The organism is Thioalkalivibrio sp. ALE11 (assembly GCF_000381205.1).
Lineage (GTDB): Bacteria > Pseudomonadota > Gammaproteobacteria > Ectothiorhodospirales > Ectothiorhodospiraceae > Thioalkalivibrio.
Map to the genome: position 1 here is coordinate 41,082 of NZ_KB906170.1, position 25,885 is coordinate 66,966.

The window sequence follows — 25,885 nt, forward strand, 5'->3', positions numbered from 1 at the left end:
GGAGGGCGGTTTCCGGTATAGTGCCTCCCCTGATACCCAGACCCGGACGGACACGGCTTGGAGCGCAGCGACCACAACCGCACCCTGGCACTGGCGGCCATCTTCCAGGCCGCGAGCCTGGTCAAGGACCTGGCCTGGCGAGGCTCCTGCGACGAATACGAGCTGGAGGTCCTGATCGGAAGCCTGTTCGCCTTCGACTCGACCACGCCCGAGGAGATCTATCGCGGCGAAGTCAGCCTGCGTACCGGGCTGGAACGCGTACGGACCCAGCTGGAAAGCGGCGGCAAGCCGCCGGACATGGAGATCACCCGCTATGCGGTGGGGCTGATCTTTCTCGAGCGCAAGCTGCAAAAGCGCGGCGACATGATGCAGCAGCTGGCCGACGGCCTGCAGGGCGCCCAGCGTCAGGTGGACTACTTCACCCTGACCCACGAGAGCGTAATCTCGCGGCTGGGCGAGATCTACAAGGAGACCATCTCCGAGCTCGGCCCCCGCATCATCGTTCAGGGCGAACAGAACAATCTATCCAACCCGGATACCGCGGCCCGCATTCGCGCGCTGCTCCTGGCCGGCATCCGCGGCGCCGTACTCTGGCGCCAGGCCGGCGGCTCGCGCTGGAAGCTCCTGTTCGGGCGCAAGCGCCTGATGAACGAGGCCGACCGCATTCTTCAACGTCTCAACACCTGAATCGGATGGACGCATCATGAGCGACGCTATGCCCCGGAACACCCGCACCCTGTCCGCCGGCGGACACGAGTGCCAGTACGTCCCGATCGCCGACGACCCGCGCGCGCAGACCCTGCCCTTCGCGCTCAAGGTGCTGCTGGAAAACCTGATGCGCCACGAAGACGGGCGCACGATCACCCGCGACGACATCGAGGGACTGCTGGACTGGGACCCGGCCGCGGAACCCGCGCGCGAGATCGCGTTCCGCCCGGCGCGCGTGCTGCTGCAGGATTTCACCGGTGTCCCGGCGGTGGTCGATCTGGCCGCGATGCGTGACGCCATGGAAGACCTCGGCGGCGACCCGGCGAAGATTGCGCCGCTGCAGCCGGCGGAACTGGTGATCGACCATTCGGTGCAGGTCGACGCCTACGGCAATCCGGATGCGATGAACCTGAACGCCGAGCTCGAGTATTCGCGCAACCGCGAACGCTACAGCTTCCTCAAATGGGGACAGCAGGCATTCGAGACCTTCAAGGTCGTGCCCCCGGATACCGGCATCGTGCACCAGGTCAACCTGGAATACCTGGCACGCACCGTGTTCCTCGAGGACCGCGCCGACGGCAGCTGCATGGCCTATCCCGACACCCTCGTCGGCACCGACTCGCACACCACCATGATCAACGGCCTGGGCGTTCTGGGCTGGGGCGTGGGCGGGATCGAGGCCGAGGCCGCCATGCTCGGCCAGCCGATCTCCATGCTGATCCCGCAGGTGGTCGGCTTCCGCCTGACCGGCAAGCTGGCCGAGGGCGCGACCGCCACCGACCTGGTGCTGGTGATCGTCGAGCAGCTGCGCAAGCACGGCGTGGTCGGCAAGTTCGTCGAGTTCTTCGGCGACGGCCTGGCCGATCTCCCGCTGGCCGACCGCGCAACCATCGCGAACATGGCTCCGGAATACGGCGCGACCTGCGGGATCTTCCCGATCGACGACGAAACCCTGGAGTACCTGCGCCTGACCGGCCGCGAAGAAGGCCACGTCCGGTTCATCGAGTCCTATGCCCGCGAACAGGGCCTGTGGCGCGACGACAGCGCCCCGGTGGCGCGCTACAGCGACCTGCTGGAACTCGACCTTTCCTCGGTGGAACCCAGTCTGGCGGGCCCCAAACGGCCCCAGGACCGCATCCCGCTGGGCCGCGCCGGAGCCATGATCAGCCAGCACCTGGATACCCTGCTGAAGGAACGCGCCTCGGGGGCCGACGAACCGGCCGAAGCCGAGCGCTTTGCGGCCGAGGGCGGTCACACCGCGGTGGGCGTGGAACATCAGGCGGAGGAACCGCACCACACCGCCATCGAGATGAACGGCGAGACCTTCACCCTGGACCACGGCGACGTGGTGATCGCGGCGATCACCTCCTGCACCAACACCTCCAATCCGTCGGTGATGCTGGGTGCGGGCCTGGTCGCGCGCAAGGCGCGCGAGCGGGGTCTGAAGGTCAAGCCGTGGGTCAAGACCTCGCTCGCCCCCGGGTCGCGCGTGGTCACCGATTATCTGCAGAACGCCGGCCTGCTGGAGGACCTGGAAGAACTGGGCTTCCACGTAGTGGGCTACGGCTGCACCACCTGCATCGGCAATTCCGGCCCGTTGCCCGAGGCGATCAGCGAGGCCATCATCAAGGATGACCTGGTGGTCTCCTCGGTGCTCTCGGGCAACCGGAATTTCGAAGGCCGCATCCATTCCGAGGTGCAGATGAACTTCCTCGCTTCGCCCCCGCTGGTGGTCGCCTATGCCCTGGCGGGCCGCACCAACCTGGATCTCTACAACGATCCGCTGGGCGAAGATGACGCCGGCAATCCGGTCTATCTCAAGGACATCTGGCCCGGTTCGCAGGAAATCCGTGAACAGGTGGATCGTCACGTCGGCGCCGGCAGCTTTACCAGTGCCTATGGCGACCTCTATACCGGCGAGGACCGCTGGCGCAACCTCGAGGCCCCCGCGGGCGACCGTTTCGAGTGGCAGGAAGACTCCACCTACGTGCGCAAGCCACCCTATTTCGACGGCATGGGCATGACGCCGGCCGAGACCCCGGATATCGAAGGCGCACGGGTCCTGGCCCTGCTGGGGGATTCCGTGACCACCGACCATATTTCGCCGGCGGGCTCCATCGCGCCCGACAGCCCGGCCGCCCGCTACCTCGAAGAGCAGGGCGTCAAGCCCGCCGACTTCAACTCCTACGGCTCGCGGCGCGGCAACCACGAGGTGATGATGCGCGGCACCTTCGCCAACGTGCGCCTGCGCAACCTGCTGGCGCCCGGCACTCAGGGCGGCGTCACCCGGCACCTGCCGGATGGCGAACCGATGTCGATCTACGACGCCTCCATGCGCTATCAGGCCGAAGGGACCCCGCTGGTGGTGATCGCCGGCAAGGAATACGGCACCGGTTCCTCGCGCGACTGGGCGGCCAAGGGCACCCTGCTGCTGGGCGTGCGGGCGGTGATCGTGGAGAGCTTCGAACGCATCCATCGCTCCAACCTGGTCGGCATGGGCGTGCTGCCTCTGCAGTTCCACGACGGCGAAAACGCCGAATCGCTGGGCCTGACCGGCGAGGAGACCTATACCATCAGCGGCATCCGGGGTGGCGAGGCGAAGGAAGCGACGGTGACCGCCACCGCCGATGACGGCGCACGGAAGGAATTCCGCGTGCGCGTGCGGCTGGACACCCCGCAGGAGATCGACTACTACCGTCACGGTGGAATATTGCCGTACGTCCTGCGTCAACTGGCGGGCAAAGGCTGAACCGCTATCATGACGCAAACCGTCCCCACTGCGGACCTGCGTGCCGGAATGACGCTGGCCGCCCCGGTGCACGACCGTTCCGGTCGCCTGCTGATCCCCGCGGGCATGACCCTGCAGGACAAGCATCTGCGGGTCCTGCAGGCCTGGGGCGTCAGCGAGGTGCGGATCCAGGACGGGGACCCGCCGGCCACCGAACCCGTCCCGGAGGCGGCAGAAGGGGCGGCGCCGACCGCCGGCGAAGAGGATCCGGATGCCGCCGAGGCGCGCCTTGGCGCCACCGCGGACGAAGCGCTGGCGGAACGCTTCCAGCACTGCGACATCGAGCGTTTTCCGATGGACGGGATCTACCGCATCGCGCGACGCGCGATGATCGATGAACTGCGGCGCTCCACGGGCGGGGGGTCACAATGACGCCGCGGCTGGAAGATTTCCTGCAGGCGGACGACGCGCTGTGCAGCTTCTCCGGTGCATTCAATGCCATCGTCGAACGCATCAACGATCCGACCTCGAGCGTCGCCGACATCACCGAGGCGATCGAACTGGACCCCACGGTCGCGGCCAAGACCCTGCGCCTGGCCAATTCGTCGTTGTACGGGTTCCCGCAGGAGATCGAGACCCTGCATCGGGCAGTGGCCATCATCGGCCTGCAGCAGATCCGGCAGATCGTACTGTCCACCGTGGTGATCGAACATTTCCGCGGCCTGCCGGTGATCGGCGTGGACATGAGTTCGTTCTGGCGACACAGTCTGGCGACTGCGATCATCGCCCGCGGGATCGCCCGTTTCCGACGCGAGGCCAATGTGGACCGGCTGTACCTGTTCGGGCTGCTGCACGACATCGGCCGCCTGGTCCTGTTCCTGCGCCTCGGCCGCGATACCGAGGAGCTGATCAACCTGCGCGAACGCGACGGTGAGCTGATGTTCGTCACGGAACAGCGTTTTCTCGGATTCGACCATGCGACCATCGGCAGCGGTCTGCTGGAGCAATGGGGCATGACGCCCGCCCACGTGGAAGCCACCCGCTATCACCACGACCCGCTGGCGGCACCCGCCTTCCCGGTCGAGGCCGGCATCGTGCATGTCGCCGACGCAATCGCCAACGCCCTGCGCCTGGGTTCTTCCGGAGAGCGCATGGTGCCGCCGGTCCATGCCGAGGCCTTCGAACGGATCGGACTGGAGATGGCTGCCTGTGAAGAAATCGCCGACACGGCACGCGAACAGCTCGACCAGCTGGCCCGAATCCTCCTGGACTGAACCCGCGATGAGCGGAAAGGCCCTGACGCCATGAGCCCTTCGTACCGGACCCCGGAAGACTTCGAGCAGCTGCAGGAGCGGATCCGCTACCTGGAGCAGAGTCTCGAGGACAATGCCTACGTGATGGACGTACTGTCCTCGACCACGGCGATCTTCGGTGACACCGAGGGCAACCGCTGCCCCGACGTCATCGTGCGCAACACCCTGGAGGCCGTGCGCCGCCTGCTGGCCCTGCCGGAGTCGGCCATCTATCTGCTCGACGGCGACGCCTCGTTCAATCTGGCCGAGCACGACGCGGAAGACGACAGCCCCGGTGACCTGCCCGACCGGGTGGAACAGCTGATCCGGCAGGGCACCTTCTCCTGGGCCCTGCATGAAAACCACCCGGTATTCCTGCCCGCCGGCGAAGATGGCGGGATGGTGCTGCTGCATGTCATTTCCACCCGTACCCGGGTGCGCGGGATGTTCGCTGCCCGGCCGGGCCGGGACGAAACCCCGCGCCACGAGCTGGTCATGTCCGCCCTGACCCTGGTGCTGTTCAACGCGGCCTACGCGCTGGAATCGGCGGATCTCTATCACCTGATGGAACGGCGCCAGCAGGCCCTGCAACGCATCACCGAACGGCAATCGCGCGAGCTCCTGCATCACATGTCGCACGACTCGCTGACCAACCTGCCCAACCGCATGCTGTTCAGTGACCGTCTCGCCCGGGCCATGGAACGTCACGCCAACGGCTCCAGCCATGTCGCGCTGATCCTGCTCGACCTGGACAATTTCAAGCGGCTGAATGATGCGCTGGGTCATCGCGCGGGGGACGAACTGATCCGCAAGGTAGCCACCGACCTTTCCGCCCTGCTTGAAAGTCCCCGCGGATCAACGGGTGGCCAGGGCGCCAGCCCGACGCTCTCGCGGCTGGGTGGCGACGAGTTCGGCATCCTGGTGGAAGGGATCCAGGGGCTGGAGGGCGTCGTCCGGCTGGTGACCGAAATCGTGCGGACCACGGCGGTGGAACGGACGGTGGCCGAGCATCCGGTGCTGACCTCCTGCTCGGCCGGGATCGCGGTGTTCCCCTACGATGGCGACGAACCCGACACCCTGCTCAGCAACGCCGACGCCGCGATGTACGACGCCAAGGAACGCGGCCGCAACGGCTTCCGTTTCTACACCCAGGACCTCAATTCACGTACCTTCCGGCACTTCCGCCTGGAAACCGACCTTGGCGGCGCCATCGAGGATGACCAGCTGCGGCTGCACTATCAGCCCAAGATCGAGCTGGCGACCGGCCGTGTCGTGGGTGCCGAGGCCCTGATCCGCTGGGACCACCCGCGTCTGGGGATGCTGCCCCCCGGTCAGTTCATGGAAATCGCGGAAGACATGACCCTGATCGAACAGATCGGAGAATGGGTTCTGCAACAGGCCTGCCGCGATCTCGCCTCCCTGCCCGGAACCGCGCAGGCGCTTCCGCATATCGCCATCAACGTCTCCGCGCGCCAGCTGCGCCAGCCCAATCTTGCGGAGGAATTCTTCGCGATCACCGAGGAACACGGGATCCCCGCCGACCGCATCGAGCTGGAGCTCACCGAGAGCGTGATCATGGATGACGCCGACACCGCCGCGCGCGTGTTCCAGCGCCTGCGCGAAGTCGGCATGTCACTGGCAGTGGACGACTTCGGTACCGGACATGCATCGCTGACCCAGCTCAAGCAGCTTCCGGCCGACACCCTCAAGATCGACCGCTCCTTCGTGATGGATCTGGAGAAGAGCCACGAGGACGCCAAGATCGTGCGTGCGATCGTGGTCATGGCGCGCAGCCTGGACATGCAGCTGGTGGCCGAAGGGGTGGAAACCGACGCGCAGATCCACTTGCTGCGGGAATTCGGCTGCGATTACGCCCAGGGGTTTCGCTATTCCCGGCCGGTCGCCTTCGACGAATTGCGGGAGATGATCGTCAACGACGTGCGCATGCTGCCCGAGACCGAATGACGCGCCCCCCGAACGGTGCCGACCGGACGCCTCAGGCGCCGTTGTCCGTACCCCCGGTCAGACGCAGCGGGTCCAGCAAACCGCGCAGGCGGTTGTGGTCCATGCCGGTGTGCTCCGCCGCCACTTCGATGATCGGCCGGCCCGAGGCGTAGGCCTCCTTGGCGATGCGGGCCCCCGCCTCGTAACCGATCTCGGCGTTGAGCGCGGTCACCAGGATCGGGTTGCGATCCAGGGCCGCGCGCATCACCTCCTCGTTGACGCTGAAGCCCGCCACCGCGCGCTCGCCCAGATGGTCGGCGGCGCGCGCCAGCAGGCCCGTCATCTGCAACAGGTTGTCGGCGATCAGCGGCAGGCCCACGTTGAGCTGAAAATTGCCCGCGGCCCCGGCGGCGGTGACCGCCGCATCCAGCCCGATGACCTGGCGCGCCGCCATCAGCACCGCTTCGGGAATGACCGGATTCACCTTGCCGGGCATGATCGAACTGCCCGGCTGCAGCGCCGGCAGGGCGATCTCGCCGAGTCCCGCGAGCGGGCCCGAATTCATCCAGCGCAGGTCCTCGGCGATCTTGATCAGCGCAGTGGCCACGGTCCGCAGCTGCCCCGAATACTCCACTGCGGTGTCCTGGCTGGCCAGTGCGGCGAAGCCGTTCGGCTCGCGCCGGAATGCCAGCCCGGTGCGTTCGGACAGGCGCTCCGCCACCCGCTCGCCGAACCCTTCCGGGGCATTGACCCCGGTACCCACCGCGGTCGCGCCGATCGCCAGCCGCCCCAGCCGGTCGCGGGTCGCCTCGAGGCGCTCCACCGCCTGCTCCAGCTGAGTACGCCAGCCGGACATCTCCTGATCCAGGCGTACCGGCATGGCATCCATCAGATGAGTACGACCGGTCTTGACCAGGGTCTTTGCCCCCGCCTCGCGCCGTGCGATGGTCGCGATCAGGCGCCGCATCGCCGGCAGAAGCTCGTGTTCCAGCTGGTTGAGCGCGGCCACGTGCAGCGCCGTGGGGATCACGTCGTTCGAGCTCTGCGAGCGGTTCACGTGATCATTGGGATGAACCGCCCCGGCGGCGCCGGTCGAGGCCAGATGCGCCAGCACCTCGTTCATGTTCATGTTGCTGCTGGTGCCCGAGCCCGTCTGGTACACGTCCACCGGGAAGGCATCGGCATGCTCGCCCAGCGCCACCGCCTCGGCCGCCTGCACGATGGCCTGCGCGGCCTCTCCGTCCAGCTGCCCCAGACCGTGGTTGGCCTCGGCACAGGCCGCCTTGACCTGCGCCAGGGCACGGATGAAGGCGCCCGGCAGCGGGCGTCCGGCGATGGCGAAGTTGTCGATTGCACGCTGGGTCTGCGCGCCCCACAGGGCATGTTCGGGCACCTCCACGGTGCCGAGGCTGTCGTGTTCCTGACGATGGCCTGATCGGGTCATTGCTGGCTCCGGCGGTCGACTTGATCGTTGTATTATACTGCGCCGCACAAGCAAGCCCCATCACAAGGCCGACCATGTCCCTGAACGCCCTCACCGCCATCGCCCCGGTCGATGGCCGTTATGCCCGTCACACCCGCGACCTTGCTCCCTGGTTCAGCGAGCAGGGCCTGATGCAGGCCCGCGTGCGCGTCGAGATCGCCTGGCTCAAGGCGCTGGCCGCCGAGCCCGCGATCGCCGAGGTCCCCGCGCTCTCCGCCGAAGGCACCGCCGCGCTGGAGCGCATCGCGGCCGAGTTCGACAACGCCGCCGGCGAACGCGTGAAGGCCATCGAGGCGACCACCAATCATGACGTCAAGGCGATCGAGTACTACATCAAGGAGCAGATGCAGGAGCATCCCGAACTCGCCGCGCGCATGGAGTTCGTGCATTTCGCCTGCACCTCCGAGGACATCAACAACCTCGCCTACGGGGTGATGGTGCGCGAGGCGCGCAACGAGGTGATGCTGCCGGCGCTGGACGGCATCGTGGATACCCTGCGCCGGTTGAGCGGGGAGTTCGCCGACCAGCCGATGCTCTCGCGCACCCACGGTCAGCCCGCCTCGCCCAGCACCATGGGCAAGGAGATCGCCAACGTCGTGCACCGCCTGCAGGCCCAGCGCGAGCAGCTGGCCGGCGTGGTCTGCCGTGGCAAGATCAACGGCGCGGTGGGCAACTTTAATGCCCACGTGGTGGCCTACCCCGAGGTTGACTGGCCGGCACTGGCGCGGCGCGTGGTCAGTGACCTGGGCCTCGAGCCCAGTTCGCACACCACCCAGATCGAGCCGCACGACTACCTCGCCGAGATGTTCCACGCCTTCATGCGCGCCAACACCATCCTGCTGGATGCCTCGCGCGACATCTGGGGCTACATCTCGCTGGGGTATTTCAAACAGAAGGTCGTGGCCGGCGAAGTCGGCTCCTCGACCATGCCGCACAAGGTCAACCCGATCGACTTCGAGAACGCCGAGGGCAACCTGGGCCTGGCCAACGCGGTGTTCGATCACCTCGCCGGCAAGCTGCCGGTCTCGCGCTTCCAGCGCGACCTCACCGACTCCACCGTGCTGCGCAACATCGGCATGGGCTTCGCGTGGTCGCTGATCGCCTGGAAGGCCTTCGCCCGCGGACTGGGCAAGCTGGAGATCGAATCCACTCGCATGGACGAAGATCTGGATGCCAACTGGGAGGTCCTCGGCGAAGCGGTGCAGACGGTGATGCGCCGCTACGGCATCGATTCGCCCTACGAGAAACTCAAGGACTTCACCCGCGGCCGCCGGATCACCCCCGAGGCCCTGCACGAGTTCATCGACGCGCAGGACATCCCCGAGGAGGCCCGCGCGCGCCTGCGCGAGCTGACCCCCGGGCGTTACACCGGTCTGGCGGACCGCCTGGCCCGCGACGTCTGAGTCAACCATGGCAGCGCCCGATCCGGATACCCCGCTGACCCTGCTGGGCGGACTCACGCCGGCCGCGTTCCTGCGGGATTACTGGCAGCAGAAACCCCTGCTGATCCGCGGCGCGATCCCGGGGTTCGAGAACCCGATCGAAGCCGACGACCTGGCCGGTCTGGCGACCGATCCCGAGGCCGGCAGCCGGCTGGTCCTCGGCCACCGCGAGCGCAACGACTGGGACGTGGAATACGGCCCGTTCGAGCCGGACCGCCTGGCCCGGCTGCCGGAACGCGACTGGACCCTGCTGGTCAGTGACATCGAACGGTTCTGGCCCGATGGCCCCGGATTCCTCGCGCAGTTCGATTTCATCCCGCGATGGCGGCGCGACGACCTGATGATCTCGTACGCCCCGCCCGGCGGCTCGGTGGGCCCGCACGTGGATCAGTACGATGTCTTCCTGTTCCAGGCCGCTGGCCGGCGGCGCTGGCAGATCCAGGACCCGCCCGGGAACCCGGAATGCTTCGAGGATCTGCCGCTGGCGATCCTGCGCGAATTCCGGCCGACCGATTCGTGGGAGCTGGAGCCCGGAGACATGCTGTACCTGCCGCCGGGCGTCCCGCATTACGGTGAATCCCTGGATCGCGGATGCATGACCTGGTCCGTCGGCTTCCGCGCCCCGGCCATCCTCGACGTGCTCACCGGGTTCCTGGAAGAACGCGCGAACGTGATCGGGGATCAGGCCCGCTTCGAGGACCCGGGGCGCCCCGCCGACCAGTGGCCGGGGGAGCTTCCGGCCGGCGACCGGCGCGAACTGCGCGACGCCCTGCGGGCCCTGCTGGCGGCGGACGATGCCGATCTGGACGCCTATCTCGGCCGCTTTCTCACCCGCCCCACCGCAGGTGCCGGCCTGGCACCCCCGGACGACGGCGAGGTCCCGGCCCCGCAGCCGGGTGTGCGTTACCGCGTCCATCCGGGCATCCGGCGGGCGTGGTTCCAGGCCCCGGACGGCCCGGTGCTGTGCATCGCGGGCCATGACCACCCCGCCCCGGCACTGGAAGCGGAACAGCTGGAGATCTTCTGCACGGTGGAGACCCTCGCTGCGGCGGACTGGGAGTCCGGCTTTCCGTCGATCCATCAGGTGCTGGAGGATGGCCTGCGCGAGGGGTGGCTGGAGCCCGACGACTGAGGGAAACACTGAGCGGCGGTACCGCCCGGGGCCAGCCCTGCAGCGGCCTTCAGCCGGCCGGGGCCACCGCCTCGCCCTGCGCCGCCGGACAGGCGGCCGCCGCCCGTTCGATCAGTTCGGGGCCGGCATCCGGTCGATGGGCCCCCTCGGTCAGGATCCGCCGCCACTGCCTCGCCCCGGGTTCGCCGTGGAACAGCCCCAGTACGTGGCGGGTCAGCCGCGCCAGCGGCACGCCCTCGCGCCGCATCCCTTCGGCCATGTCCTGCAGCTCGCGGACCACCTCGGCACGCTCGGGCCGCCAGGCCTCACCGAAATACAGCCGGTCGACCTCCGCCAGACTCCAGGGATGATGATAGGCATGGCGGCCGAACATGACCCCGTCCAGGGTGGTCAGGTGGTCGCGCGCGGCGGCCACGTCATCCAGCCCCCCGTTCAGCACGATCACACACCCCGGGAATTCGGCCTTCAGCCGGTGTACCCGCGCGTAGTCCAGCGGCGGGACATCGCGGTTGTCCTTCGGACTCAGCCCCTGCAGCCACGCCTTGCGTGCATGCACGATGAAATGCCGGCAACCGGCATCCGCCACGGTACGTACGAAGGCATGCAGATCCGCATCCGAATCCTGCTCGTCGATACCGATGCGATGCTTGACCGTCACCGGGATGTCGACCGCCGCCTGCATGGCCTCCACCGCGCGCGCGACCCGGTCGGGTGTCGCCATCAGGCTGGCGCCGAAATCGCCCGACTGTACCCGGTCCGACGGACAGCCCACGTTGAGATTGATCTCGTCGTAGCCGAAGTCCTCGCCAATGCGCGCGGCCTCCGCCAGCGTGTCGGGCTCGGATCCCCCCAGCTGCAGCGCCAGCGGATGCTCGACCTCCGCGTAGCCGAGGAGATGCGCGCGATCGCCCCGCACCACCGCGTTGGCATGCAGCATTTCGGTGTACAGCAGCGCATGCCGCGTCAGAAGCCGGTGGAAGCGTCGGCACCAGCGATCCGTCCAGTCCATCATCGGCGCGACGGAAAAGCGCTCCGGCCCGCCCGCGAGCGAGGACGCGCAGGCCGTCGGCGAACCGGATTGCGGCGCGCACACGATGGGATTGGCAGAAGGCGGATCGGACATTCCGGGCTGAACCATAAATTGGCCGCCCATGGTGTCGCGGCGCGCCCCCGACGTCCAGCAACGCCCGACTCTGCCTGTGCCAATGCGACACGGGTCAGCCTGACCCGCTGTGTCCGACCGACCCGACCGCTCGCCGCCCGGCTATCTCTGGAACCATTTCACAGCATCCACCGTAACCCACTGATCCTTATGGCTTCCAGACGCCCTCTCCCTCACCTGGCACGGCCCCTGCTTTCCCGTCGGGTGCAGACGCCGGCTTCGCCGTTATCTTCGGCATCCGGAGTCTGCGAGACCTTTCTACAGCCTCCAAGGAGCGCAGATCCATGAAATATCGCAAGACTGCCATCGCTTTTGCCCTCTCCTCCCTGTTCACCATTGGCTCCATGGCTACCGCCGGCGCCATGGGTGGCGGCGGTGCCGAACAGGGTGGTGCCCCGCCGGCCGAGGAAGGGGCACCGGAAGCGGGCGCCCCCCCGGAAGCCGGTGGTGCGCCTGACGCCGGAGGGGCTCAGGGCGGTGCGCCGCCGGCAGACGAGGGTGCTGCCGGGGGTGCCGATGCCGGTGGTGCGCCCATGGGTGCAGAAGAAGACGAAGACGACGACGAAGACGACGGCGCTCCGGACTGGTAACGCGCCCTCCCCTGCCCTCGCCGAAGCGGTCCTGCGGACCCTTCGGCGTCTTTTTGCCTGCATGCGGGCCTGCGCATGTACAATCCGATGCGAATTCAGTCACGGAATCGCCGGATGACGCCTCCCGCAACCCCGCAGTCCAACGATTTCCAGCAGAACGTTTCGCGCATGGTGGAACGCGCAATGCGCTACCTCGAGATCCCGGACGGGGCACGCGAGGCGCTGCAAACCTGCGATTCGGTCATCCAGGTGTCCTTCCCCATCCAGTTCCGGGACCGCGTGGAGGTCTTTCATGGCTGGCGAGCCGTGCATTCCGCGCACCGACTTCCGGTCAAGGGCGGCATGCGTTTCGCACCCAACATGGACCAGGCCCACGCCGAGGCTCTGGCGGCACTGATGTCCTACAAGTGCGCAATCATCGACATCCCGTTCGGCGGTTCCAAGGGCGGTCTGCGCATCGACCCGCGCCAGTACAATGAATGGGAACTGGAACGCATCACCCGCCGGTTCGCCCACGAACTGATCCAGCGCGACTACATCTCGCCGGCGCAGAACGTCCCGGCCCCCGACGTCGGCACTTCCCAGCGGGAAATGGCCTGGATTGCGGACACCTATCGCCAGCACCGCCCGGACGACATCAACCACGTCGCCGCGGTCACCGGCAAACCGGTGGACCTGGGCGGCATGCGCGGCCGTCTGGAAGCCACCGGCCGCGGGGTGCAGTACGCCCTGCAGGCCTTCTTCCGTTCGAAGGCGGCCGTCGCGGAGGCGGGCCTCGAGGGCGGCCTGAGTCAGCAGCGGGTCATCGTCCAGGGCTTCGGCAACGTAGGCTATCACCTCGCCCATTTCCTGCAGCAGGACGACAACGTCCGCATCGTCGGGATCATCAAGAGCGACGGCGGCATCTACTCCGAGCAAGGTCTGGATGTCGACACGGTACATGACTACATGAACCGCACCGGCACCCTGGAAGGCTACCCGGGCGTGCGTTTCGAACGCGACGGCAACCGCCTGATGGAAGAAGACTGCGACGTGCTGGTCCCGGCCGCGCTGGAAGGCGCCATCCACGAGGAGAACGCGCCACGCATCCGCGCCCGCCTGGTGGTCGAGGCCGCCAACGGCCCCTGCACATTCGAGGGCGACCGCATCCTGCAGCAGCGCGGAATCACGGTGCTGCCCGACGTGTTCGTCAATGCCGGCGGCGTGGTGGTCTCCTATTTCGAATGGGTGCGCAACATCCAGCACATCCGCTTCGGCCGCATGGAGCGCCGCTACGACCAGGCCCAGGGCCAGCACATCGTCAGCGCCATCGAGATGATGACCAACCAGGATGTGCCCGAGTGGCTGCGCGAATCCATCGTGCGCGGTGCCGAGGAGATCGATCTGGTGCGCTCGGGCCTGGACGACACCATGCGCGAGGCCTTCAGCGAGATGCAGGAAGTGCGCGAGGTGGAAAGCAATGGCGAGGTCCTCGACTACCGTACCGCGGCGTACCTGATCGCGCTGCGCAAGATCATCCGCGCCCGTCCCGACCTGAAGGTCATCTGACCCGACCGAAACGGGCCTCCAGGGCCGCGAACACCGCCCGCAGGCCCATCGCCTCGCCACCCTTCGGCCGGCCCGGGCGTGCGCGGGTGTTGAAGGCCATGATGTCGAAATGCAGCCAGGGCGTTTCGGCCGGCACGAAATCCTGCAGGAACAGCGCCGCGGTGATCGCCCCGGCCTGCCCGCCCGAACTGGCGTTAACCACGTCGGCCACATCGCTCTCCAGCATGTGCCGATACGGCGCATGCAACGGCAGCCGCCAGACCGGATCGTCCCACGCGCGCGCCGGCTCGTCCAGGGCGGCCGCCCAGGCGTCGTCGCTGGCGAAGAACGCGGCGATCTCGTGCCCCACGGCCACTCGCGCCGCACCGGTCAGGGTCGCAAAATCCACCACCAGGGCCGGCTCCAGTTCACCCGCACGGTCCAGCAGATCGGCCAGCACCAGGCGGCCCTCGGCATCGGTATTGTCGATCTCCACGGTACGCCCGCTGCGCGTGGTCAGGACATCGCCGGGACGGAAGGAACGCGAGCCCACGGCGTTCTCTACCGCTCCGACCAGGACCGTCAGGCGCACTGCAAGCCCGGCCCGCATGATCAGGCCGGCCAGCCCCAGCGCCGTGGCCGCACCGCCCATGTCCTTCTTCATCTGCCGCATGGCACTGTCGGGCTTGATGTTCAGACCGCCCGAATCGAAACAGACTCCCTTGCCCACCAGTACCACCGGCGGGGCATCCTCCGGCCCCCAGGTCAGCTCGATCACCCGCGGGTGGTGTTCACTGGCGCGCCCCACGGCATGGATGCACGGCCAGTCCCGGGCCACCTCGTCGGGATCCGCCACCACCCTGGCGGTTCCGCCGTGACGTTCGGCCAGACCCTCGGCCTCCGCCGCCAGTTCGTCCGGCATCAGATCGGCCGGGGCCGTATTGATCAGATCCCGGGTGTGGCCGACCGCCGCCACCATGGACGTGACACGCTCCCGATCCACCCCGTCCGGCCAGATCAGCCGCACCGGCGTGTCGTCGGTCGGTGGCTCGCTGCGATACCGGCGAAAGCGATACCTTCCCAGCCCCCAGCCGACCGCCGCCCGTTCGATTGCCTCCGCTGTCAGGCCCGCCTCCTGCAGCCGATAATCTCCCCCCGGCAGGGACTCCGCCGCCGCAGCCAGCATCCACAGGGGCTGGCCCACGTCGTAGCCGACCAGGGCCGCTTCCAGCTCGCCCTGGTCCCCGGCGATCTGCAGGATACCCCCGGCCTCGCCGGTAAAGCCGGTCGCTTGCGCCCAGCGCGCATAGCGTGCGGGCCGCCCCTCCAGCGCGGCATGCAGCGACTCCGGCGTCACGGGTATCAGTTCAACGGCGGCGGACGACTCATCAACAAAAACGGATTCCACTGGGGGCTTCCTCATCTGCACGGCAAAGCCCCCATAATAACGCCACCTGCGGCCGGGACGCCCGGCCCCCACCGACCGACAGGGAACGTGCCATGACGCCAGCACTGGAAATCCGCGGGCTGCGCAAGACCTACAACAACGGCTTCGAAGCCCTCAAGGGAATCGACCTCGAGGTCTCCCCCGGCAGCTTTTTCGCCCTGCTCGGGCCCAATGGCGCCGGCAAGTCGACCACCATCGGCATCATCACCTCGCTGGTGAACAAGACGGCCGGGGAAGTCCGGGTGTTCGGCCACGACCTCGACCGGGATCCCCGGGGCGTCAAGCGCTCGATCGGCCTGGTCCCGCAGGAGTTCAATTTCAACCAGTTCGAACCGGTGGGCGAGATCGTCGTCAACCAGGCCGGCTACTACGGCATTCCCCGCCGCGAGGCCTGGGACCGCGCCGGCCACTATCTCAACGAACTGGGCCTGTGGGACAAGCGCGAGAACATGGCCCGCATGCTCTCCGGCGGCATGAAACGCCGCCTGATGATCGCCCGCGCCCTGGTGCACGAACCGCGGCTGCTGATCCTCGACGAACCCACCGCCGGGGTCGACATCGAGTTGCGGCGCTCCATGTGGGACTTCCTGCAGAAGATCAACGATGACGGCCGGAGCATCATCCTGACCACCCACTATCTCGAGGAAGCCGAATCGCTCTGCCGCAACATCGCGATCATCGATGACGGCCGCATCATCGAGAACACCACGATGAAGCAGCTCCTGGCCAAGCTCGAGACCGAGACCATGGTCCTGGACCTGGTGGAACCCCCGCTGGCGGTACCGGAGGGCGGCCCGATCCCGCTGCGACGCATCGACGAGCTGACCCTGGAGGCCGACATACACTCCAACCAGAACCTGAATGATCTCTTCCAGATTCTTGATAATCAGGGGATCCGGGTCCAGAGCATGCGGAACAAGGCGAATCGACTGGAAGAGCTCTTTGTCCGCATGACCCAGAACGAGACCACCCGCAGCCCGCTGACACCCGGCGGCGACGGAGCCACCGAGCAGCAGGAGGGCCAGGCATGACCCGCGCGGATCTCCGGTTGTGGGGCACCGCCCTGCGCACCATCGCAATCAAGGAAATACTGCGCTTTGCCAGAATCTGGGTGCAGACCGTCCTGCCCCCGGTCGTCACCACCGCGCTGTACTTCATCATCTTTGGCGGCCTGATCGGCGACCGCATCGGCGAAATGGAAGGCTTTCGCTACATGGACTTCATCGTTCCCGGGCTGATCATGCTGGCGGTAATCACCAACAGCTATTCCAACGTCGTATCATCATTCTTCGGTTCAAAGTTTCAGCGTCATATCGAGGAACTACTGGTCTCGCCGATCCCCAACAGCGTCATCATCCTGGGGTTCATATTCGGCGGGGTCGCACGCGGGCTCACCGTGGGCGTGGCCGTTCTGATCGTCTCGCTGTTCTTTTCGCCCCTGAGCGTGCACAACCCGATCGTGATGCTGCTGGTCGTCCTTTTGACTTCCATCCTGTTCGCACTGGCCGGACTGATCAATGGAGTATTCGCACGAACTTTCGACGATATCGCACTGATTCCCACGTTCGTTCTTACCCCGCTGACTTACCTCGGAGGCGTTTTCTATTCCATCAGCCTGCTGCCCGATTTCTGGCAGGGCGCGTCCATGTTGAACCCGATCTTTTACATGGTGGATGCCTTTCGTTACGGGAGCCTTGGAACCAGTGACTTTCCAGTGATCGCATCCTTTGCCATCATCGCGTTGTTCATCATTGTGCTCTATGGTCTGGCACTGTGGCTTCTGAATCGAGGAACGGGCATCCGCTCATGAAGACCTTCAAGCGACGGCACGGCGAGAATCGGCGCATCCGCGGGGGTGGTTCACATCGCGGCCAAACGTGGTATAAAACAGCATCGCCCAACGGAACCATGTTCATGAACGGTCAGCGCAGGATCACGTCTTCGGTCATCGTGGGAACCGCCGGCCTCGCCCTCGCTGTGGGTTCCGGCCTGGTCCTCGCCTCCAAGCCACAGGAAACGGAACAGCCCCTGCAGATCGCGCCCCTCTCCAGCGCGGATCCCGAATCGGCGGACAACGGCTCCGGCGCCCGCGGCACGGAGATCCGTGCTGACTGGAGCCGGGCCTCGGTGGCCGAACCGGTGCCCGCGGTGGGCGGCTCGGTCCCGCCGGGCGACACTCACACGGTGGCATTCGCATTCGATCCCGACCAGGATGTCGGAGAGCCGCCGACGGCCAGCGAGCCGACGACCGGGGCCACGTCCTACGAAACCTTTGACCTGGACGACGACGAGCCCTCCGCAACGGCCGAACTCGGCCACTCCGACTGGAATTCGCACACCCTGGATCGCAACGAGCGCCTCTCCGGGCTGTGGGAACAGGAGTGGGATCTGCCGCTGGCCACGCTTTATCGCCTGCTGGACGACGACGAAAATGCCGACATCCTGAACCGCGTCCGGCCGGGCCAGGAGATCGAGTGGCAGGTAGACGACGAAGGCTACCTGACCCGCATGCGGCTGTGGACCGACAGCGCCTCGGGCTACGAATGGGTACGCGAAGAGGACGGCTGGGATTTTGACCGCCATGAGGTCGAGAATGCCCGCGAGACCTCGCACCTGATCATCAGCGCCGAGATCGACGGCTCGATTTCCGCGGCCCTGTCCCGCCAGACTGCACTGTCCTCGCGGGCCGCCGCGGCGATCGCCGTGCTGATGGATCGCCACTTGCCGGTGCGCCTGAACGCGCGCGCCGGCGATGAATTCACCCTGCTGGTGGAGCAGGAGACCGTCGTCGGCGAGGACACGCCGCAGAATCTGCGACTGCTGGCGTTCGAATACAACGGCGAGCGGATACAGGAGGAAGCCGCGCGCAACGTCAACGGACGCTTCTATCGCCCGGACGGCGAAAGCCTGCTGCCGCCGTTCGACCGCCGCCCCTTCTCCGGCAACTACCGCATCAGCTCGGGCTTCGATCCGCAGCGACGGCATCCGGTCACCGGGCGGGTCGCGCCGCACCACGGGACGGACTTCGCCATGCCGGTGGGGACCCCCATTCAGGCACCGGCGGATGGTCGGGTCACGCGCGTCGAGCACGACCGGTATGCCGGTCGCTTTATCGTGATCGAACACGGACAGGGCTACTCCACGCGCTATCTCCATCTGGACCGTGCCCTGGTCAGCCCGGGGGATGATGTCGAGCGGGGCGATCGCATCGCCCTGTCGGGCAACACGGGACGCAGTACCGGTCCGCACCTGCACTACGAGGTGCACGTGAAGGGGCGGCCGAAGGATCCGATGCGGGTAGCGTTGCCCGAAAGCGACTCGCTGGAAGGCGAAGACCTCGAGCAGTTCCGCGAGATTGGCAAAGTCCTGTTCGCGCAGCTGGAGAACGGGCAGCGCGGCGAACAGGTCGCTCTGCGGCCGTTCAGCGAACTCGCCGCGCAGTAGGAACCGGCCCGCCGCCCCGCCGTTGCCCGAAGCACTGGCCTTTGCGCGTCTCGAATGGAGGGATGGACAGCCCGTCTCTCCCGAGTTCGGCGACGGTTATTTCGGCTCGGACGCCCCGCTCGAGGAAGCTCACGAAGTCTTTCTTGAGGCCAACGACCTGCCCCGGCGCTTCGCCCGCCCCGGTACCCGGATGACCATCGCCGAGACCGGCTTCGGCACCGGACTCAACACCCTCCTGACGCTTCGCGAGTGGCGCGCCCGGGCCCCGGACGACGGCTTCCTGTCGCTGATCGGCTTCGAATCGCGGCCGCTGCATCCCGACGACCTCGCCCGCGCCCATCAGCAGCTGGGCCTTGACGGCCCGGACGCCGAACGCCTGCGCGACGGGTATCCCCCACCGGTCAGCGGCCTTCACCGGATCCATTTCCCTCGGGCACGCGCGGTGCTGACCCTGGTCTTCGGCGACGCGGCGATCACCCTCCCGCAGCTGAATGCCGCGGTGGATGCCTGGTATCTGGACGGATTCGCACCCCGCCGCAATCCGGGCCTGTGGAATATCGGTGTCTTCCGGCAGATGGCCCGTATCTCCCGGCCCGGCACCACCTTCGGAACCTACGCCGCGGCCGGTCAGGTGCGCCGCGACCTGGAGGCGGCCGGCTTCGTGGTCCGGCGCAAACCCGGGCACGGACGCAAGCGTGAACGCCTGTGCGGCCATTTCCATGACCCGGCTCCCCCCGCCCTGCCCGAGACTCGCGAACGTCCGCGACGCGTAGCAGTCATCGGGGCGGGCATTGCCGGACTGTCGGCCGCCCTGGCCCTGCAGGACCGCGGCTGCCACCTCACCCTGTTCGATCCCGCGGGCCCGGGCGGGGGGGCGTCCGGCAACCCGGCGGCGGTGCTGCTGCCTCACCTGCTCCCCGATGACCCGGGGCTCAATGCCCTGGCGCTCACCGGCATGCGCCACACCCATGCCCTGATCGAACGCGCCGCCGAGGGCCTGGAAGAGGGCCGATCGACGCTCCTGCTGGGTGACAGCGTCGCCTTCCACGGCATCTCCGCGCACGCACGCAAGCGCGTACAGCGACTTCGCGCGCGCGATCCGGCGGAGAGCGGCTACCTTTTCGACCCGGCCGCCACCGCCCCCGCCGGCACTCCCGGGCCGATGCTGGAATACCCCGGCGGGCGGGCGGTGGACATGGGGGCCCTGTGCCGCGGACTGGCCGCCGCACTGCCCGCGGTGGAGCGCACCGGGGTCAGCGCGATCGAGCCGCACGCCACCGAAGTCCGGGTGACGTTCGACGGCGACCACCCCGCGCGGGGCTTCGACGCGGTCGTGATCGCCACTGCCGGCGCGCCCCTGTGCCCGGAACAGGCGCGCCTCGGGACCGTGGGAGGCCAGATGACCCGGGTGCAGCACCCCCTCCCCGGCCCCGATTTCCGCGTGCGCACCGGTCAGGGCTACTGGATTCGACGGGACACGGATGATCACTGGATCGGCGCCACCTACCGCCACGACGGGCTCCCGGCGGATCCGGCAGCGCCCCCCGAACCGACCGCCGAAGACGACCGCCACAACCTGGAGCATCTGGCCTGGGTTCCGGGCATGCCCGCCCCCGAGGATGCGCGGATCACGCAGCGCTGGACCGGCATGCGCGCCGTCTTTCGCGACCGCCTTCCGCTGGCGGGCGCTTCGTGCATGGACCGCCGGGGCCGGGTCATGCTCACCCTCGGGCACGGTTCACGAGGCCTGCTCTATGCACCGATCAGCGGGGAGCTGGTAGCCGACCGCCTGCTGGACCTGCCGGAACCGCTGGAGCAGAACGTGGCCCGACGCCTGTCGCCGCAACGCGTCGCCTAGTCCGCCCAGGCCACCGCATTGCGGCCCTGTCCCTTGACGCGGTACATCGCCTGGTCGGCCGCCGCGATCAGGTCGGCCAGGGTCTCCCCGTGTTCCGGATAGAACGCCACGCCGATACTCGCGGTCACCACCACCGAAATACGCTCCCCGTCGTCCAGGGTCAGCTCCCAATGGGTATCGAAGACGCTGCGGATCCGCTCGATCAGCGGATGCACCTCGTCGCGAGAAATCAGCGTCCCGGTCAGCACCAGGAATTCGTCACCGCCCAGCCGGACCAGCAGATCCTCGGCACGCAGGTGCGCCGCCAGATCCGCGGACATGCGGCGCAGCAGCTGATCACCGACGGCATGGCCGTGTTCGTCGTTCACCGGCTTGAAGCGATCCAGGTCGATGAACACCATGGCCAGCTGCCCCCCGTCGCGGCGGGCTCGGGATGTCATGCGGGGAAACGCCCGTTCCATCGCCGCGCGGTTCGCAGCCGCCGTCAAAGGGTCCTGCCAGGCCAGGGTGTGCAGACGCTCCTCGAGCTTGCGCCGCGCGGTCACGTCCAGCGCATGCCAGACGACCGCGGCACGTCCCTCGAAATGCGCGGCAATGGGGCGCACGCGGGCCTCGAACCAGCGCTGCCCGTTTTCGCAGCCATCCCCGGCGAGTTCCGGCTCCGACCGTCGCGCCGGATGCAGCACGCCGGGCTCGAGGAGGTATTCGGTCTCCTGCAGGCCCCCCTCGTCCAGCGCCCGCCGCACGACTGCCAGGAACTGCCGGGCCACCGCCTCGGGCAGGAACTCCTGGATGCCGTGCCCCACGATCGACCCCGCCCCCCTCCGCCCCGACGCGTCCGCCTCCTTCGCCCCCCGACTATCCCCAAAGGCCCGGTAGATCATCCCGTCCTCCCCCAGCACCAGAGCATGACCGGGCATGGCTTCGAACAGCGCCTCCTGAAGGTCGCGGGCCTGGGCGAGCGCCTCGAACAGCATCCGGTTGTCGTGCACGTCCACCAGGATCAGCAGCATGGCCCGATCCTGCTCCCACGGGATCGGCACCCAGCGCAGCAGATGAAAGCGCCAGTGGCCGTCCGCCATGCGCACGCGCACCTGGCGCCCGGCCGGATCCGGATCTTCCCTGGAAAATACCAGCCCGTTGGGCAGCAACGGGATATCGTCCGGATGGAACAGTTCGAGGTCTTTCACGGGGGTGCCGTCGACCGGGGATTGTCCGGTCGTGCGGCGAAACGCGGGGTTGGTCCAGAGGACCCGGGTATCCCGGACCACCAGAGTGGCGTCCTCCAGGTTGGCGACCAGCGTATGGTACTGGCTCAGCAGGCGCGCGCGATCGCGCACATGCCCGCTCACGCGCCAGGTCAGTCCGCCCAGTGCAAGGGTGCCAAGGATCCCGAAGGCCCACCAGGCCGGCGGCCTGGAGGTCGGCATGGCCTCGGGCACCGGGCGCGCCAGCAGGACCCATTCGCCACCGGCAAAGCTGACCGTCTTGCGCCACTCCGCCGGCCCTTCGGCAATCCCGTCCGGATCATGGAACACCTCGCCGCGGTGCCCGGTCCCGTCTCGCCCCTGCAGTGCAAACTTGAGCGCGCCGGGAGTGCGGCCGAACCCCGCGCGCGCCAGTACCCGTTCGAAATCCACCGCCACACTGGCCATGGTAAATCCGGGATCCGTTTGCCGGGCCTCGTCCAGCGGGTCGCCCGTTTCTTCCGGACCGACCGGACTGCGGACCAGGAGGCCGGTCCCGCCCTGTGCCAGCTCCTAGGGTCCGGCGACGACGGTCTCTCCGGTTTCCATGACCCGACGGAAGGACGCCGCCTGCTCCGGATGGCTGGCCACGTCGAGACCCAGGGCATCCACATTGCCCTCGCGCGGGTAGACAAAATCGATGCGGGATCCCGCCAGTAACGTGAGCGAGCGAATGACTTCCGGGTCCCGACGGTACAGCCGGTCGGCCATGCGCTCGAACTCGTCGCCATCCAGGTGCGGGCGTGCCTCGACATAGGCGGAGAGACCAACGGTGGCGTGCACCAGGCTGTTGATCACGCTTTCCAGGCGCGTACGCTTGCTGGCCACCTCGCTCGCCAGGTTCGCCTGATGCCGCTCGGCCAGCTGATGCTCCCAGGCACGGTCGGCCAGCAGAAACATCCCGGCGAAGATCAGCATCGCGAGCAGCCCCGACACCACCGACGTGGCGGCAAAACCGCCCGTCCGACCTTGTGCTGTCCCGTCCGTCCCGGCGGTCGGGGCCTCTCCTGCGGCGCTGTCGCCCGGTATCCCGCGCATGTCCGCCCCCTTCGATCCGAACCCCACACCCCCACTATGCCCATTCACCCGGGGGCGCGTAATCCCCGGAGGATGAAAATGGTCATGGGAGGCTGAGAAAGCTCGTCCGCGACAGGCGGAAAAGACGACAATGGTGGGGACGGCCGGACTCGAACCGGCACGGCCTTGCGGCCGGCAGATTTTAAGTCTGCTGCGTCTACCTGTTTCGCCACGCCCCCGCAGACGCGGCGGATGATACCGCGTCAATCGGCGGAGGGCATTCCTTCCTCACCGGCGGCGAATTCCGCCAGCGGCAGCGGGACGTGTATCGACGCCGCCATGGCCCGCAGCAGTTCCACTTCCGCGGTCCGTACCTGCCCCCCGTGCGTCACCGTCGTCAGCATGGCCCGCACCAGCCGCTCCTTGTCCGCCATGCGCAGCGCATCGAGGGTATCCAGTACCCGGTCGAGGACGCCGGCCCACGCCCGGCTCCCTTCGGATTCGGTCCAGGCTTCGGGGAAATCCACCGCGGCAGGCGCCGCTCCCTCGATGCGCTCGATCCCCGCCGCCAGTGCGGCGCGTCCGGCGTCCGGGTCCCCGGGATGGCCATGACGCGCAAGCACGGCAAGCAGGAACCGGGCCTCTTCGTGGTGCCGGTCCAGTCGCCCATGTCCGCCGGCACCGTCCTCACCGGGCTTTCCGGCATCCATCAGGTGCCGATTGAGCAGACGCCCCAGGGCATATTCGAATGCCGAAACCCGGCCATCCGCATGGATCAGGCGTTCCACCAGTTCCTGCAGCTGCTCGCGTTCCTCGCGCGGGTGCCGGCGCAACACCGGGAAGGCCATCTCCAGCAGCGGAATCCGCAGGTCGTCGCGCAGTTGCGGCACCATCTCGAGCAGCTGGCCGACCCTGCGCTCGCTGTCGCCGCCGCGTTTCTCCGCGACCATCAGGCGCTGTTGCTCACGCACTTCGGGGTCGGCATTCATCAGGAGATACAGGATCACCTCGGCCGCCCAGCCATCGCTGTGGGCGGCCTGTTCCAGCGGCCCCGGCATCGAGGCCATCAGAATCCCGGCACCCAGTATCTGCGCCAGTCCCGGATCGGCAATGCCGTCCACCAGGCGGTCGGCATCCAGGGGCAGCCCCCCGGGGCCCCGCTGGTCTTCCTTTTCCTGCTGCTCGGCGGCTGCCTCGGCCGCGGCCTGCTCGGCCTCGGCTTCTTCACGCATGCGCCGGGCGACCTCCTCCAGCTCGGACGGATCGAAACCCGGTTCGATCGCCCGGATCCGCTCCTCCAGCGGCGGGTGCGTCGCGAACATGCGCCCGAGCCCCCCGCTGGCGAAGAGCATGTGCCCCACTTCTTCGGAGTCCGCATCCAGGCGGGCATGACGTGCGCCGATCTTCTTCAGGGCCCCGGCGATGCCGTCCGGCTGCCGGGTGAACTGCACGGCCGAGGCGTCCGCCAGATACTCGCGCTGGCGTGAAACCGAGGCCCGGATCCAGCGGCCGAAGAACAGGCCGATATAGCCCACCACCAGCAGTGCCAGCCCCGCGGCCATCAGGCCGGCGGCATTGCGGCTGTCACGCGAGAAACGCATGGCGATCAGCACGCGCTGCCCCACCAGCGCGAGCACCAGGATCCCGTACAGGATTCCAATCAGACGAATGTTCAGGCGCATGTCGCCATTGAGGATGTGTCCGAATTCATGGGCCACGACGCCCTGGAGCTCGTTGCGGTTGAGGGTTTCCAGGGCTCCCCGGGTCACCGCGATGGCCGCGTCACCCGGCGCATGCCCCGCGGCAAAGGCATTGATGCCGCTTTCTTCCTCCAGCACGTAGATCTCCGGTACCGGCACCCCGGAGGCGATCGCGATTTCTTCGACCACGTTGACCAGGCGTCGGCGCAGCGGATCCCGGGTGTCCGGCTCGACCCGCGTGCCACCCAGCTCCCGGGCGACCTGGCCACCCCCGCCCCGCAGTGACGACGCCCGGTAAAGGCTCGCGCCACCGATCAGGACGATCGTGAACAGGGTCACCCAGAACAGGAGATCGAGATTGTTCCGGACCCGTTCGTCCAGCTGCAGCGGCTCGCCCGGCTGTGCCGATGGATCGTGGCCCAGAAACAGCAGGGCGATCGCGTTCATCGCCACCACGATGGCCAGGACGGCGAGGGAAAACAGGACCAGCAGGACCCGGGTGCGGCGATGCGCCCGGTCCTGGTGTTCGAAAAAGTTCATGGTCGGGCTCGCTTACTGGAAGTTGACCTCGACTGCCTCCCGGCGCTGCGGATCCTCGATTTCCAGCAGCTCGGCGCGACGGAAACCGAAGTTGTTCGCGATCAGGCTGTTGGGGAACATTTCGCGCAGGATGTTGTAACTCATCACCGCGTCGTTGAATGCCTGCCGCGCGTAGGCGATGCGGTTCTCGGTGCTGCTCAGCTCTTCGGAGAGCTGCATCATGTTTTCGTTCGCCTTGAGGTCAGGATAGGCCTCGGACAGCGCGAACAGACGCCCGAGCGCGCCGGACAGCCCCTGTTCGGACTGCGACAGCTCACGCAGGGCCTCGGGGTTGGAAGGATCGGCCGCCGCCTTCTGCAAGCTGCTCTGAGCCTGGTTCCGGGCCTCGATGACCGCCTCCAGCGTATCTTTCTCGTGCGCCATGTAGCGATCCGCGACCTTCACCAGATTGGGGATCAGGTCATACCGGCGGTTGAGCTGCACATCGATCTGCGCGAACGCGTTCTGATAGCGATTGCGCGACGTCACCAGGCGGTTGTACGTCCACACCCCCCAGATCACCAGGAGGATCACGATCCCGAGCAGGACCCATTCCATGTCGCTTCTCCCATGCGTGTAACGAGG

The 25,885-nt window shown here is 67.5% G+C and carries 18 protein-coding genes, 1 tRNA gene and 1 pseudogene; 13 read left to right on the plus strand and 7 right to left on the minus strand.

Translation table 11 applies throughout. The annotated features are described in order from the left end of the window. The first annotated feature begins 57 nt into the window (after nt 1–57). Genes hflD through F620_RS0109030 form a run of 5 tightly spaced genes read left to right on the plus strand, consistent with a single transcriptional unit; the run spans nt 58 to nt 6,693 of the window. Nucleotides 58–687, plus strand: coding sequence for a high frequency lysogenization protein HflD (hflD, locus tag F620_RS0109010; protein ID WP_018869388.1), 630 nt, complete (start codon nt 58–60; stop codon nt 685–687). A 16-nt stretch (nt 688–703) separates the two neighbouring features. Then, nucleotides 704–3,457 (plus strand): aconitate hydratase AcnA, encoded by a 2,754-nt coding sequence (gene acnA / locus F620_RS0109015; protein ID WP_026331386.1) that lies wholly within the window; start codon nt 704–706, stop codon nt 3,455–3,457. A gap of 48 nt (nt 3,458–3,505) precedes the next feature. Continuing rightward, the gene (locus F620_RS0109020) at nt 3,506–3,868 is read left to right on the plus strand and encodes a hypothetical protein (RefSeq protein ID WP_019570309.1); all 363 of its coding nucleotides are present in this window, start codon (nt 3,506–3,508) and stop codon (nt 3,866–3,868) included. Beyond that, nucleotides 3,865–4,710, plus strand: a complete 846-nt coding sequence (locus F620_RS0109025; protein WP_019570310.1) for an HDOD domain-containing protein — start codon at nt 3,865–3,867, stop codon at nt 4,708–4,710. Before F620_RS0109020 ends, F620_RS0109025 begins: the two co-directional genes overlap by 4 nt. 30 nt (nt 4,711–4,740) lie before the next feature. After that, a complete protein-coding gene (locus tag F620_RS0109030) occupies nt 4,741–6,693 on the plus strand; it encodes a bifunctional diguanylate cyclase/phosphodiesterase (protein WP_019570311.1) in 1,953 nt (650 codons plus the stop codon). 31 nt (nt 6,694–6,724) lie between these two features. Here the strand turns inward: F620_RS0109030 and F620_RS0109035 are convergent, their stop codons facing one another. Beyond that, nucleotides 6,725–8,116, minus strand: coding sequence for a lyase family protein (locus tag F620_RS0109035; protein WP_019570312.1), 1,392 nt, complete (start codon nt 8,114–8,116; stop codon nt 6,725–6,727). Nucleotides 8,117–8,190: 74 nt separating this feature from the next. On the opposite strand from F620_RS0109035, the gene purB reads away from it, so the two are divergent. Further along, nucleotides 8,191–9,558, plus strand: a complete 1,368-nt coding sequence (gene purB / locus F620_RS0109040; protein WP_019570313.1) for an adenylosuccinate lyase — start codon at nt 8,191–8,193, stop codon at nt 9,556–9,558. 7 nt (nt 9,559–9,565) lie between these two features. Next, nucleotides 9,566–10,729 carry a cupin domain-containing protein gene (locus F620_RS0109045; protein ID WP_019570314.1) on the plus strand — a complete coding sequence of 388 codons (1,164 nt, stop codon included), beginning with the start codon at nt 9,566–9,568 and terminating at the stop codon, nt 10,727–10,729. A gap of 49 nt (nt 10,730–10,778) precedes the next feature. Here the strand turns inward: F620_RS0109045 and dusA are convergent, their stop codons facing one another. Then, nucleotides 10,779–11,822, minus strand: a complete 1,044-nt coding sequence (gene dusA, locus F620_RS0109050; RefSeq protein WP_255349479.1) for a tRNA dihydrouridine(20/20a) synthase DusA — start codon at nt 11,820–11,822, stop codon at nt 10,779–10,781. A 353-nt stretch (nt 11,823–12,175) separates the two neighbouring features. Here dusA and F620_RS0109055 point away from each other — a divergent pair, with 353 nt between their 5' ends. After that, nucleotides 12,176–12,481, plus strand: coding sequence for a hypothetical protein (locus F620_RS0109055; RefSeq protein ID WP_018869379.1), 306 nt, complete (start codon nt 12,176–12,178; stop codon nt 12,479–12,481). 114 nt (nt 12,482–12,595) lie between these two features. Continuing rightward, the gene (locus F620_RS0109060; protein WP_019570316.1) at nt 12,596–14,029 is read left to right on the plus strand and encodes a Glu/Leu/Phe/Val dehydrogenase; all 1,434 of its coding nucleotides are present in this window, start codon (nt 12,596–12,598) and stop codon (nt 14,027–14,029) included. On the opposite strand, the gene F620_RS0109065 is transcribed toward F620_RS0109060, so the two are convergent. Beyond that, nucleotides 14,022–15,416, minus strand: a complete 1,395-nt coding sequence (locus F620_RS0109065) for a M17 family metallopeptidase (RefSeq protein WP_019570317.1) — start codon at nt 15,414–15,416, stop codon at nt 14,022–14,024. The genes F620_RS0109060 and F620_RS0109065 overlap by 8 nt on opposite strands. 92 nt (nt 15,417–15,508) lie before the next feature. Here F620_RS0109065 and F620_RS0109070 point away from each other — a divergent pair, with 92 nt between their 5' ends. The 4 genes from F620_RS0109070 to mnmD all read left to right on the plus strand — a co-directional run bounded on the left by F620_RS0109070 (nt 15,509) and on the right by mnmD (nt 20,757). Further along, nucleotides 15,509–16,486, plus strand: a complete 978-nt coding sequence (locus F620_RS0109070) for an ABC transporter ATP-binding protein (protein ID WP_018869376.1) — start codon at nt 15,509–15,511, stop codon at nt 16,484–16,486. Beyond that, nucleotides 16,483–17,265: an ABC transporter permease gene (locus tag F620_RS0109075; RefSeq protein ID WP_018869375.1), complete on the plus strand. Its 783-nt coding sequence runs from the start codon at nt 16,483–16,485 to the stop codon at nt 17,263–17,265. The genes F620_RS0109070 and F620_RS0109075 overlap by 4 nt, the downstream gene beginning before the upstream one ends. Nucleotides 17,266–17,369: 104 nt before the next feature. Next, entirely contained in the window at nt 17,370–18,899 is a 1,530-nt protein-coding gene (locus F620_RS0109080; RefSeq protein WP_019570318.1) for a peptidoglycan DD-metalloendopeptidase family protein, read from the plus strand. Nucleotides 18,900–18,921: 22 nt separating this feature from the next. Then, on the plus strand, nt 18,922–20,757 hold the full coding sequence (gene mnmD / locus F620_RS0109085) for a tRNA (5-methylaminomethyl-2-thiouridine)(34)-methyltransferase MnmD (RefSeq protein WP_019570319.1): 1,836 nt from the start codon (nt 18,922–18,924) through the stop codon (nt 20,755–20,757). Here mnmD and F620_RS14325 read toward each other — a convergent pair. The 4 genes and pseudogenes from F620_RS14325 to F620_RS0109105 form a co-directional block, all read right to left on the minus strand. Further along, nucleotides 20,754–22,943 (minus strand): annotated as a pseudogene (locus F620_RS14325) (diguanylate cyclase). The gene mnmD and the pseudogene F620_RS14325 sit on opposite strands and share 4 nt — an antisense overlap. A gap of 230 nt (nt 22,944–23,173) precedes the next feature. Beyond that, nucleotides 23,174–23,260: transfer RNA gene (locus tag F620_RS0109095), tRNA-Leu, on the minus strand. A gap of 24 nt (nt 23,261–23,284) precedes the next feature. Further along, a complete protein-coding gene (locus tag F620_RS0109100; protein WP_019570322.1) occupies nt 23,285–25,261 on the minus strand; it encodes a M48 family metallopeptidase in 1,977 nt (658 codons plus the stop codon). 12 nt (nt 25,262–25,273) lie between these two features. After that, nucleotides 25,274–25,858, minus strand: a complete 585-nt coding sequence (locus tag F620_RS0109105; protein WP_019570323.1) for a LemA family protein — start codon at nt 25,856–25,858, stop codon at nt 25,274–25,276. Nucleotides 25,859–25,885: the final 27 nt, after the last annotated feature.

What these genes read in the sequence shown, in the direction of transcription:
- F620_RS0109020 (WP_019570309.1), top strand. Translation starts at nt 3,506, where the DNA reads ATGACGCTGGCCGCCCCGGTGCACGACCGTTCCGGTCGCCTGCTGATC.
- F620_RS0109035 (WP_019570312.1), bottom strand. Translation starts at nt 8,116, where the DNA reads ATGACCCGATCAGGCCATCGTCAGGAACACGACAGCCTCGGCACCGTG.
- F620_RS0109100 (WP_019570322.1), bottom strand. Translation starts at nt 25,261, where the DNA reads ATGAACTTTTTCGAACACCAGGACCGGGCGCATCGCCGCACCCGGGTC.
- F620_RS0109055 (WP_018869379.1), top strand. Translation starts at nt 12,176, where the DNA reads ATGAAATATCGCAAGACTGCCATCGCTTTTGCCCTCTCCTCCCTGTTC.
- F620_RS0109070 (WP_018869376.1), top strand. Translation starts at nt 15,509, where the DNA reads ATGACGCCAGCACTGGAAATCCGCGGGCTGCGCAAGACCTACAACAAC.
- F620_RS0109105 (WP_019570323.1), bottom strand. Translation starts at nt 25,858, where the DNA reads ATGGAATGGGTCCTGCTCGGGATCGTGATCCTCCTGGTGATCTGGGGG.
- F620_RS0109080 (WP_019570318.1), top strand. Translation starts at nt 17,370, where the DNA reads ATGAACGGTCAGCGCAGGATCACGTCTTCGGTCATCGTGGGAACCGCC.
- F620_RS0109030 (WP_019570311.1), top strand. Translation starts at nt 4,741, where the DNA reads ATGAGCCCTTCGTACCGGACCCCGGAAGACTTCGAGCAGCTGCAGGAG.
- acnA (WP_026331386.1), top strand. Translation starts at nt 704, where the DNA reads ATGAGCGACGCTATGCCCCGGAACACCCGCACCCTGTCCGCCGGCGGA.
- F620_RS0109060 (WP_019570316.1), top strand. Translation starts at nt 12,596, where the DNA reads ATGACGCCTCCCGCAACCCCGCAGTCCAACGATTTCCAGCAGAACGTT.
- F620_RS0109075 (WP_018869375.1), top strand. Translation starts at nt 16,483, where the DNA reads ATGACCCGCGCGGATCTCCGGTTGTGGGGCACCGCCCTGCGCACCATC.
- F620_RS0109045 (WP_019570314.1), top strand. Translation starts at nt 9,566, where the DNA reads ATGGCAGCGCCCGATCCGGATACCCCGCTGACCCTGCTGGGCGGACTC.
- F620_RS0109025 (WP_019570310.1), top strand. Translation starts at nt 3,865, where the DNA reads ATGACGCCGCGGCTGGAAGATTTCCTGCAGGCGGACGACGCGCTGTGC.
- purB (WP_019570313.1), top strand. Translation starts at nt 8,191, where the DNA reads ATGTCCCTGAACGCCCTCACCGCCATCGCCCCGGTCGATGGCCGTTAT.